Annotated in this window: 11 protein-coding genes, 4 tRNA genes, 1 rRNA gene and 1 other annotated feature; of the genes, 13 read left to right on the plus strand and 3 right to left on the minus strand. The window is 57.1% G+C overall.

Annotated elements, in window-relative coordinates:
* From rrf to NI20_RS0112505, 3 genes are all read left to right on the plus strand, one after another.
* A 5S ribosomal RNA gene (gene rrf / locus NI20_RS14340) occupies positions 1–84 on the plus strand; the annotation flags it as partial.
* Between the two features lie 303 nt (positions 85–387).
* Positions 388–475 (plus strand) — tRNA-Ser (locus NI20_RS0112500).
* A gap of 21 nt (positions 476–496) precedes the next feature.
* Positions 497–590: transfer RNA gene (locus tag NI20_RS0112505), tRNA-Ser, on the plus strand.
* A gap of 152 nt (positions 591–742) precedes the next feature.
* Here the strand turns inward: NI20_RS0112505 and NI20_RS0112510 are convergent.
* Complete coding sequence (locus tag NI20_RS0112510; protein WP_033121729.1) at positions 743–970, minus strand: hypothetical protein; 228 nt, start codon at positions 968–970, stop codon at positions 743–745.
* A 181-nt stretch (positions 971–1,151) separates the two neighbouring features.
* On the opposite strand from NI20_RS0112510, the gene NI20_RS0112515 reads away from it, so the two are divergent.
* From NI20_RS0112515 to NI20_RS0112525, 4 genes are all read left to right on the plus strand, one after another.
* Positions 1,152–1,613 carry a low molecular weight protein-tyrosine-phosphatase gene (locus tag NI20_RS0112515; RefSeq protein ID WP_033121730.1) on the plus strand — a complete coding sequence of 154 codons (462 nt, stop codon included), beginning with the start codon at positions 1,152–1,154 and terminating at the stop codon, positions 1,611–1,613.
* A gap of 26 nt (positions 1,614–1,639) precedes the next feature.
* Entirely contained in the window at positions 1,640–1,846 is a 207-nt protein-coding gene (locus tag NI20_RS15465; RefSeq protein WP_197055396.1) for a hypothetical protein, read from the plus strand.
* A complete protein-coding gene (locus tag NI20_RS13890; protein WP_197055397.1) occupies positions 1,843–2,478 on the plus strand; it encodes an MBL fold metallo-hydrolase in 636 nt (211 codons plus the stop codon). The genes NI20_RS15465 and NI20_RS13890 overlap by 4 nt, the downstream gene beginning before the upstream one ends.
* Positions 2,456–2,517: a sequence feature (DnaX frameshifting element), on the plus strand. Its footprint overlaps the gene before it by 23 nt.
* A 151-nt stretch (positions 2,518–2,668) precedes the next feature.
* Positions 2,669–3,931 carry a glycosyltransferase family 2 protein gene (locus tag NI20_RS0112525; RefSeq protein ID WP_033121731.1) on the plus strand — a complete coding sequence of 421 codons (1,263 nt, stop codon included), beginning with the start codon at positions 2,669–2,671 and terminating at the stop codon, positions 3,929–3,931.
* Positions 3,932–3,987: 56 nt separating this feature from the next.
* Here the strand turns inward: NI20_RS0112525 and spoVAE are convergent, their stop codons facing one another.
* Complete coding sequence (gene spoVAE / locus NI20_RS0112530; protein WP_033121732.1) at positions 3,988–4,344, minus strand: stage V sporulation protein AE; 357 nt, start codon at positions 4,342–4,344, stop codon at positions 3,988–3,990.
* A 3-nt stretch (positions 4,345–4,347) separates the two neighbouring features.
* The gene (gene spoVAD / locus NI20_RS0112535) at positions 4,348–5,370 is read right to left on the minus strand and encodes a stage V sporulation protein AD (RefSeq protein WP_033121733.1); all 1,023 of its coding nucleotides are present in this window, start codon (positions 5,368–5,370) and stop codon (positions 4,348–4,350) included.
* Between the two features lie 141 nt (positions 5,371–5,511).
* On the opposite strand from spoVAD, the gene NI20_RS0112540 reads away from it, so the two are divergent.
* The 6 genes from NI20_RS0112540 (at position 5,512) to NI20_RS0112565 (ending at position 8,896) form a co-directional block, all read left to right on the plus strand.
* Entirely contained in the window at positions 5,512–5,892 is a 381-nt protein-coding gene (locus NI20_RS0112540) for a RidA family protein (RefSeq protein ID WP_033121734.1), read from the plus strand.
* A 118-nt stretch (positions 5,893–6,010) separates the two neighbouring features.
* Complete coding sequence (locus NI20_RS0112545; RefSeq protein ID WP_033121735.1) at positions 6,011–6,616, plus strand: hypothetical protein; 606 nt, start codon at positions 6,011–6,013, stop codon at positions 6,614–6,616.
* 9 nt (positions 6,617–6,625) lie between these two features.
* The gene (locus NI20_RS0112550) at positions 6,626–7,795 is read left to right on the plus strand and encodes a cation diffusion facilitator family transporter (RefSeq protein WP_033121736.1); all 1,170 of its coding nucleotides are present in this window, start codon (positions 6,626–6,628) and stop codon (positions 7,793–7,795) included.
* Between the two features lie 24 nt (positions 7,796–7,819).
* Positions 7,820–8,536 carry an NAD-dependent protein deacylase gene (locus NI20_RS0112555; protein ID WP_033121737.1) on the plus strand — a complete coding sequence of 239 codons (717 nt, stop codon included), beginning with the start codon at positions 7,820–7,822 and terminating at the stop codon, positions 8,534–8,536.
* Between the two features lie 165 nt (positions 8,537–8,701).
* Positions 8,702–8,788, plus strand: a tRNA-Leu gene (locus NI20_RS0112560).
* A gap of 20 nt (positions 8,789–8,808) precedes the next feature.
* Positions 8,809–8,896 (plus strand) — tRNA-Leu (locus NI20_RS0112565).
* Positions 8,897–8,965 lie beyond the last annotated feature (69 nt).

Consider the following 8,965-nt stretch of genomic DNA (forward strand, 5'->3'; position numbering starts at 1 on the left):
TCCCATCCCGAACACGGAAGTTAAGCTCGCTTCTGCCGACAATACTTGGCTGGAGACGGCCCGGAAAGATAGGTAGCGCCAACATGGAGAGAGGCCACTCAAGAGAGTGGCTTCTCTTTTTATTGTTTTGGAGGAAGGGATATAGTGCAGGCTATCCTTTTTGGTTGGATAAGATATATTGGTTCATATTTCGTTACGATCCAGTGAATTGAATTCAGTGGGGCAGTTGGAAGTACGTCACAAACAGATCGGATATCCAAATCAAGAATTTCTGAGTTTATTCAACAGGATATTCTATGAAAATTCTCGTATTTTATGTTGACAAACAGTACTTCAATATGGTAATATTATTCTTGCGTTTGAGAGTTAGACGTGAACTCATTATCCGGAGAGATGGCCGAGCGGTTGAAGGCACCGGTCTTGAAAACCGGCGATGTGAAAGCATCCGTGGGTTCGAATCCCACTCTCTCCGCCAACTGAATTTTTCCATCGACCTGCGGAAGTACCCAAGAGGCCGAAGGGGCTCCCCTGCTAAGGGAGTAGGGCGTGTAAAAAGCGCCGCGGAGGTTCAAATCCTCTCTTCCGCGCCAAGTAAAAACCTTGAAGCCATAACGGTTTCAAGGTTTTTCTTGTTTTTGGTAAAAACGTTTTTGCTTCGGTTTGGAATTTCCTTCCGTGGGCTACATTGTGGGCGACATAGTAGTTTACTTCACCGATTTTGTTCTACAGTTGACACTATTGTTTATAATTTTATCCTGGGCAGAAGATAGCAACTCGTCCCACAAAATAGACTCTGTAGAATATCGGTAATGGTTACTGCATGTCCAAAACACTTTAGCCTTTGGTTGACCTCTTGCATAAAACGCTTTTGATTTTCCGGCGAGAGGCGGCTAAAGTCCTTTTGGAGTTCCAATCCTGATTTAGAAAGTTTTGCCATAAATTTCTCACATTGTCCTTGATCTGCAGTCATGTGACACCTCCGTACTTCTTTAGTGTGTTCTGCGATCCCATAAAATCATAGCACGCCTTCTATGGACTGGAAAGGCGGTATCGAATTTACAAACAAGTTCTGAACGAAAAGACAGCATTTCTTCTCGACGATTTTCCATTTTCTGTTACACTACGGTTATCAAAACTTACGGAGAATGACTATGACGAAAATCTTATTTATCTGCTTGGGCAATATCTGCCGCAGCCCGATGGCGGAATTTGTGATGAAGGACTTGGTCGAAAAGGCAGGACTTGCCGACGAATTTCAGATCGACTCCGCGGCGACGTGCCGCGATGAGATCGGCAATCCCGTCTATCCGCCCGCGCGGCGCAAGCTCGCCGAGCACGGCATTTCCTGCGAGGGACACGCTGCGCGCCAGCTCACGGCGCAGGACTACGAGGAGTACGATCTGCTCATCAGCATGGAGGGCGCTAACCTCAAAAACATGCAGCGCATCTGCGGCGGTGATCCGGCAGGGAAAATGCACCGCCTGCTCGACTACACCGACCGCCCGGGCGATGTCGCCGACCCGTGGTATACAGGCGATTTTGAAGCGACGTGGCGGGATGTCTCAGAGGGCTGCAAGTGCCTTTTGGCAGAGATCGAAAAAAGCGGGATTTGATGGCATTTCAAGACGGGAGGCAGACGATGAGCGAGATCAAGATTCATATTTTCCACATCGGCAAGGTGTGCGTCGCGCCGGAGCTGCCGTTCGGCGGCGAGCATTACAGCGCGCTCAAGGCGTCTGGCGTGCTGGATAGAAAGTCGAAACGGCTCTGGCTGCCGGTTTCGGCCTATCTCATCGAGTGCGCGCACGGGAACGTTCTGTTCGACTGCGGCTGGCACGCGATATGAGCCCGCACGGCGTCTTTGAGCGCAGGGCGCAGATCCGCTCGCTCGGCTCGCTGCCGCTGTATTTTACGAATCAGGTTGTTGTCGAAAGCAGTGCGGCCATCGACGAGCAGCTCGCGGCGCGGGGCGTCGCGCCTGTCGATTGGGACGCGGTGCTGCTCTCGCATCTTGACTACGACCACGCGAACGGCCTCAAGCTGGTCGCGGACGCGAAGAAAATTCTCGTTTTGAAGGACGAACTGCGCTTCGCGGAGAACGGCTCACCCGTCAACCGCATCCGCTACAATGCGGACTGGTGGCGCGGCACGAAGATGCAGACCTTCGACTGGAATGGCCTTATGGGCTCCGCAGGACGGTCTTACGATGTGTTCGGCGACGGGATGCTTGTGATGGTCAACATTCCGGGCCATTCCAAGGGCCTGTGCGCGCTCAGGATCACGGGGGAGGACGGGAGGTTGCGCCGACGGCGGCTACGCGAAAAAATCGTGGGAGCAGATGCTGCTCTCCGGCATCGCCGACGACCGCGCGGCGCAGAAAAAGTCGCTCGCGTGGATCAACAGAGTCGGGAGCGGAACTGCGTTGCGTGCATCGCCAACCACGATTTTGATGTCAAACCGGGCGCGATTGCATTATAAAAGAGTGAACAGGCAGCGCCAGCGGCGCTGCCTGTTACTCATTTCAGGGCTTAATAATTTCTACCGTGGATGTTCGGAATTTGTTAAGAATTTTCACAGTGGAATCACAAGGTTTGCATGATATAACTTTTCCCACAGGCGGGAAAGAAACCAAAATGGGCCGGAGCTTCCGGCAATGGAGGAACATATTATGCAGACTGTCATCACGATCAACGCCGTCATCATGGCGCTATTTTTCGTATGCTATTCCTATCAATTCTTCTATGTGGCGGTGGCGCTGCTGAAGCGGAAAAAATTCACCTGCCGCAATGAAAACCACCGCATTGCCGTCCTCATCGCCGCGCGCAACGAGGAAAACGTCATCGGCCAGCTGCTCGACAGCATCCACGCGCAGAAGAACTATCCTATGGACCACGTGGACATCTACGTCGGCGCGGACAACTGCACGGATGACACGGCCCGCGTGGCGCGCGAGCGCGGCGCGATCGTCTTTGAGCGCCACGATACGGTGCATGTCGGCAAGGGCTATGTGCTCAATGAAATGCTCAAGCGCATCAAGCGCCCGGGCCGCAAGCACTACGATGCCTATCTCGTGCTGGACGCCGACAATATCCTCGACCCGAACTTCATCTCCGAGATCGAGAAGGTCTACTCCAGCGGCTATGAGATCGTAACGTGCTACCGCAACTCCAAAAACTACGGCGACAACTGGATCTCCGCGGGCTATGCGCTGTGGTTCCTGCGTGAGGCGCAGTATCTCAATAACGCGCGCATGCGCCTTGGAAGCAGCTGCGCCGTGTCTGGCACAGGCTTTCTGTTTTCCGACGGTGTGCTGGAAGCGTGCGGCGGCTGGAACTTCTTCCTGCTGACCGAGGACATCGAGTTTACCATTGACAACGTCGTGCGCGGGGAAAAGGTCGGCTACGCGGCGGGCGCGGTGCTCTATGACGAGCAGCCCACGAGCTTTGCCCAGTCCTGGCGCCAGCGCATGCGCTGGTCGAAGGGCTACCTGCAGGTGTTCCGCAAGTACGCCTCCGAGCTCTTCTCCGGCATTGCGCGCGGCAGCTTTTCCTGCTATGACATGACGATGAATATCATGCCCGCGGCGGTGCTCACGGGTTTGAGCGTGGTCGTGAACATCGGCGCGGCGATCGCGAACGCGACGTCAGGCGGTTCGATGGCGGTGCTGGCGGTCTCCGTGCTGCAAACGCTGATGAGCCTGTACTTAACGCTCTTTGTGCTCGGCGCGATCACGACCGTGACGGAGTGGAAGAATATCCGCTGCGCGGCGTGGAAAAAGGTGCTCTACGCCTTCACGTTCCCGCTCTTCATGCTCACCTACGTGCCGATCTGCATTGCGTCGCTCTTTACGAAGGTCGAGTGGAAGCCAATCTGCCACACCAGAGTGATGACGCTTGAGCAGATCGAAGAGCCCGGCCTGCGCGCATCGTAAAAAGCGATTTTCCATAAAAGGGGAGAGGGTGAAAACCCTCTCCTCGTTTTTTATTATTACCGCTTGTCGCCGGGCTTAAAAATGAGCGCCATCAGCACAGCAAAGACGACCGCTGCGGCGATGCCGCCTGCCGTGGCGCTGAGGCCGCCGGTCATCACGCCGAGCCACCCCTGCTCTTGAACGGCTTTTTCGACGCCCTTGGCGAGCGAGTAGCCAAAGCCGAGCAGCGGCACGGTCGCGCCCGCGCCGCCCCATTTGACGATGGGCTCGTAGACGCCGATGGCCGTCAGTAAAACGCCGCAGACGACATAGCCCGCCAGGATACGCGCGGGCGTGAGGGGCGTTTTGTCGATGAGAATCTGTCCGATGGCGCAGAGGATGCCGCCGCAGAGAAAGGCGTTCAGATAATCCACCGCTTATCCCTCCTTGTGATTCGAGAATACGACCGCGTGGCAGATGCCGGGGATGCTCTCGCCCTGAAATGTCGTCGTGGGGGAGAGCAGCGCGCCCGTCGGCGCGAAGATGATGCGGTTCCATTTGCCCTCGCGCATCCCGCGCAGCAGATACCCGCACAAAACGCTTGCCGAGCAGCCGCAACCGCTGCCGCCGCAGTGCATGTCCTGCGATTCGATGTCGTAGAGCAGAAGCCCGCAGTCGGTGTAGCGCTCACCGAGAGGGAGCCCATCGCGCGCGAAAAAGTCCGAGACGATCTGATGCCCGAGCCTGCCGAGGTCGCCCGTCACGATGAGGTCATAGTCTTCGGGTTTTGTCCTCGTGTCGCGAAAGAGCGCGCACAGCGTGTCATAGGCGGCGGGGGCCATCGCCGCGCCCATGTTGTTTGCGTCAGTGACGCCCTTGTCGACGATTTTCCCGGTTGTCACGTGTGTGATATAGGGCCCCTCGCCCTCGCACGCGAGGAGGCAGCAACCGCTGCCTGTGGCCGTCCACTGCGCGGTCGGCGTGCGCTGCGAGCCGTAGGGCACCGGCATGCGGTACTGCCGCTCGGCGGTGCAGAAGTGCGAGGAGGTCAGCGCCGCGACGCAAGAGGCATACCCGCCGTCGAGCATCAATGCGGCGAGCGACAGGCTCTCGCCCATCGTGGAGCACGCACCGTAGAGTCCATAGAATGGGATGCGGCTCTTTCGCAGAGCGAACGACGAGCCGACGCACTGGTTCAAAAGATCACCCGCAAAGATGAGGTCAAGGTCACTCACCTTGAGCCCCACCTTTTCCAGCGCGCGGGAGAGCGCGTGGCGCTGCATGGTACTCTCACCCTTTTCCCAGGTCTTCTCGCCGAAGAAGTGATCCTCGCTCAATTCGTCAAAGTATTCGCGCAGCGGGCCTTCGCCCTCGAACCGCCCGCCGACGGCGGCGAACGAGAGGACGGAGGGACATGTGCGCAGGCGGCGCGTCTGCGCGCCGACGGTTTTTTGCTCCATCACGCTCTTCCTTTCCGATGGATTTAGGGGAATCGTTCAAAAGTGGCATTAGTTTCTGCCGTTTTTCCAAGAATATGAGTACTTGACGCATATTGCGCAAGATGTTATGATAAAAATACATTGATATAGGAGGATTTTTCCGTGAAGCATGTGATTTCTACGACCACTGCCCCCGGCGCCGTCGGCCCCTACTCCCAGGCGATCGAAGCAAACGGTTTTGTATTTGTCTCCGGCCAGCTTCCGCTGGACCCGGCGACCGGCGCATTTGTTCCCGGCGGCACGTCCGAGCAGGCGGAGCAGAGCATCAAGAATCTGCTCGCGGTGCTCGAGGCGGCTGGCTGCAAGGCTGAGGACGTTGTCAAGACGACCGTGTTTATGATCGATATCGGCGATTTCGGCGTTGTCAACGAGGTGTACGGCAAGTATTTCTCCGGCGAGTGCCCCGCGCGCTGTGCGATGCAGGCGGCCGCCCTGCCCAAGGGCGCGCTGGTCGAGATCGAGGCCATCGCGGTCAAGCCGTAAAGCGCGAAAACCAAAAAGAAAAGGGAGAAACAGCGTGTTTCTCCCTTTCTTTTTGCGCACGGACGCGGTATAATATCCAAATTACCATATGATATTTTACTTTCCGGGAGGAAATGGAATGAAAGAAGAAATGCGTACCATCGGCTATCTCTGCCCCGCGTGCCACAAGCGCGTCATCCAGCAGAGAAGCGTGTTTGCCCTGAGCGCCTCGGGCGTGGTCGTGAGCTGCGAGTGCGGCGAATCCAGCCTGACCATCGAGGCGGAGGAGAACAAATTCCGCCTGAGTGTGCCGTGCGGCGTGTGCGGTGAGGAGCATCTGGCGGAGTGCAGCGCCGACAAGCTCCTGCACGGGCGCGGCATCGGCCTTGCCTGCCCCGATACGAAGATGCTCTGCTGCTTCATCGGCGAGGACTACGCCGTCGAGCACGAGATGGAGCAGCTTTCGCTCGCGGCGGCCAAGGAGCGCGAGCAGGGCGACGACCCCGCCGCCTTTGCCGACAGCGTCATCATGTATGAGATCCTCTCCGAGCTCAAGGAGATCGCCGCGCGCAAGGATGGCATCACCTGCTCCTGCGGCAGCAAAAGCTACGGCATGGAGATCCACAGCACCTACGTCGACCTTGTGTGCAAAAGCTGCGGCGCGAAGCTGCGCATCCCTGCGGCAACGGATGAGGACCTTGACCGCCTCTGCTGCCGCATGAAATTACAGATCAAAAGCGAGTGAGGGAAGACTATGATCGGTTTTCTTGCGAGTCGGTTCATCAAAGACTATCAGAACACGTCCGACGCCGCAGTGCGGCGCGCTTACGGTGTGCTTTGCGGCGCGGTGGGCATTGTCATCAATTTGCTGCTCTTCGCGCTCAAGCTGTTTGCGGGGACGCTTGCGGGCTCTGTCGCCGTCACGGCGGATGCCTTTAACAACCTGTCCGACGCGGGCGCGTCCATCGTGACGCTGCTGGGCTTTCGTTTGGCCGGGCAGAAGCCCGACCCCGAGCATCCGTTCGGCCACGGGCGGCTCGAGTACATCTCGGGTCTCATCGTCTCGATCGTCATCTTGCTGATGGGCTTTGAGCTGCTGCGCGATGCCGTGGGCGCGATCCTGCACCCCGAGTCGGTCGAGTGCAGCGCACTGACGGTGGCGATCCTGCTTGTCTCCATCTGCGCCAAGTTCTACATGTACTGCTACAACCGCGGTGTGGGAAAGAAGATCAGCGCCGCCGCTATGCAGGCGACGGCGGCAGACAGCCTGTCCGACTGCGCGGCGACCGCGGCGGTGCTGCTTGCGACACTGGCGGGCTATTTCCTGCACTGGCAGATCGACGGCTGGTGCGGCCTTGTTGTGTCGCTGCTCATTCTGTGGGCGGGCTTCCAGGCGGCAAAGGACACGCTCTCTCCGCTGCTTGGCCAGCCGCCGACAGAGGAATTCGTGCAGGAGATCCGCGATATTGTGATGGCGAATAAGGCCGTGTGCGGCATCCACGACCTTGTGGTGCACGATTACGGCCCCGGCCGCGTGATGATCTCGCTGCATGCCGAGGTGCCCGCGCACGGCGATATTCTCACCCTGCACGACGAGATCGACAACGTGGAAAAGCAGCTGCACGATAAGCTCGGCTGCGAGGCGGTCATTCACATGGATCCCGTGGTGACGAATGATGAAGCGGTAAATGCTGCGCACCAGAGGATCGCAGCACTGGTGCGGGGCATCGACGAGAACATCTCCATCCACGATTTCCGCATGGTCACGGGGCCGACGCACACGAATGTGATCTTCGACGCCGTTGTTCCCTACGGCTGCAAAATGAGCGACAGGGAAGCGGAGGAGAAGATCAAAAAGGCGGTACACGAGCTGGATCCGAGCTATTTCGCTGTGGTGCAGATCGACAAGAGCTATGTGAGATAAGCGCACGCGCGCAAAGGAGAAGCTATGACGGACGAAGTCAAGAAATTAAAAGAACTCATCGACGGAACGGACAACATCGTGTTTTTCGGCGGGGCAGGTGTTTCGACCGAGAGCGGTATCCCGGATTTTCGCAGCGTGGATGGCCTGTATCATCAGCAGTGGGACGACCCGCCGGAGACGATCCTGAGTCACACGTATTATGAGCGCTATCCCGAGAAGTTTTTCGCCTTTTACCGCGCGAAGCTCCTCTGCGAAGGCGCAAAGCCCAACGCCGCGCACTTAAAGCTCGCCGAGTGGGAAAAGGAAGGGAAGCTCAAGGCCGTCATCACGCAGAATATCGACGGGCTGCATCAGGCGGCGGGCAGCAAGAATGTCCTCGAGCTGCACGGAAGCACCTTGCGCAACTACTGCGAGAAGTGCGGCAAGTTCTACGACGTGTCCTACATCAAGCATTCGCAGGGCGTGCCGCGCTGCACCTGCGGCGGGCGCATCAAGCCCGACGTGGTGCTCTACGAAGAGGACCTGGACGAAAAGACGCTCTATCGCGCAGTGGAGTACATTCAGGAGGCCGACGTGCTCATCATCGCGGGCACATCGCTCGCGGTCTATCCGGCGGCGGGCCTCGTGCGCTACTATCGCGGACACAAGCTCGTTGTCATCAACAAGACGCCGCTCGACCGCGGACTTGGTGCAGACCTTGTCATCACGGGAGCCGTGGGGGAGACGCTCGCGCAGCTTTAACGCAAAAAAGATGCCGGAAAAGTTTGAAAAATCTGAGCTTTTCCGACATTTCTCTTACAGCAAAATTTTTTATTTTTTCTCTCAAAAAAAGGTTGACATTTGGCCTATTTTGGGCTTATAATAGCCAAGCGGTCGTTGAGAGACAGCCGTTTGAAAGATGAACATGCGGGTGTGCTGGAATTGGCAGACAGGCTAGCTTGAGGTGCTAGTGTTCGTATGGACGTGCGGGTTCAAGTCCCGCCATCCGCACCATCTTTTTAAAAATCAAATATGCGCGAGTGGTGGAATTGGCAGACTCGCTAGATTCAGGTTCTAGTGTTCATTACGGACGTGCGGGTTCAAGTCCCGCCTCGCGCACCATGATTGATCCTTGAAAGCATTGTGCTTTCAAGGATTTTTTCGTTTCTGCGATTCTTTGACCCTTATTTA

Source organism: Oscillibacter sp. ER4 (genome assembly GCF_000765235.1).
GTDB lineage: Bacteria > Bacillota > Clostridia > Oscillospirales > Oscillospiraceae > Hominicoprocola > Hominicoprocola fusiformis.

Coding starts and splice junctions, on each gene's coding strand:
- NI20_RS15465 (WP_197055396.1), top strand. CDS start 1,640: ATGAGCGAGATCAAGATTCATATTTTCCACATCGGCAAGGTGTGCGTC.
- NI20_RS0112550 (WP_033121736.1), top strand. CDS start 6,626: ATGATCGGTTTTCTTGCGAGTCGGTTCATCAAAGACTATCAGAACACG.
- NI20_RS0112510 (WP_033121729.1), bottom strand. CDS start 970: ATGACTGCAGATCAAGGACAATGTGAGAAATTTATGGCAAAACTTTCT.
- NI20_RS13890 (WP_197055397.1), top strand. CDS start 1,843: ATGAGCCCGCACGGCGTCTTTGAGCGCAGGGCGCAGATCCGCTCGCTC.
- NI20_RS0112525 (WP_033121731.1), top strand. CDS start 2,669: ATGCAGACTGTCATCACGATCAACGCCGTCATCATGGCGCTATTTTTC.
- NI20_RS0112515 (WP_033121730.1), top strand. CDS start 1,152: ATGACGAAAATCTTATTTATCTGCTTGGGCAATATCTGCCGCAGCCCG.
- NI20_RS0112555 (WP_033121737.1), top strand. CDS start 7,820: ATGACGGACGAAGTCAAGAAATTAAAAGAACTCATCGACGGAACGGAC.
- spoVAD (WP_033121733.1), bottom strand. CDS start 5,370: ATGGAGCAAAAAACCGTCGGCGCGCAGACGCGCCGCCTGCGCACATGT.
- NI20_RS0112545 (WP_033121735.1), top strand. CDS start 6,011: ATGAAAGAAGAAATGCGTACCATCGGCTATCTCTGCCCCGCGTGCCAC.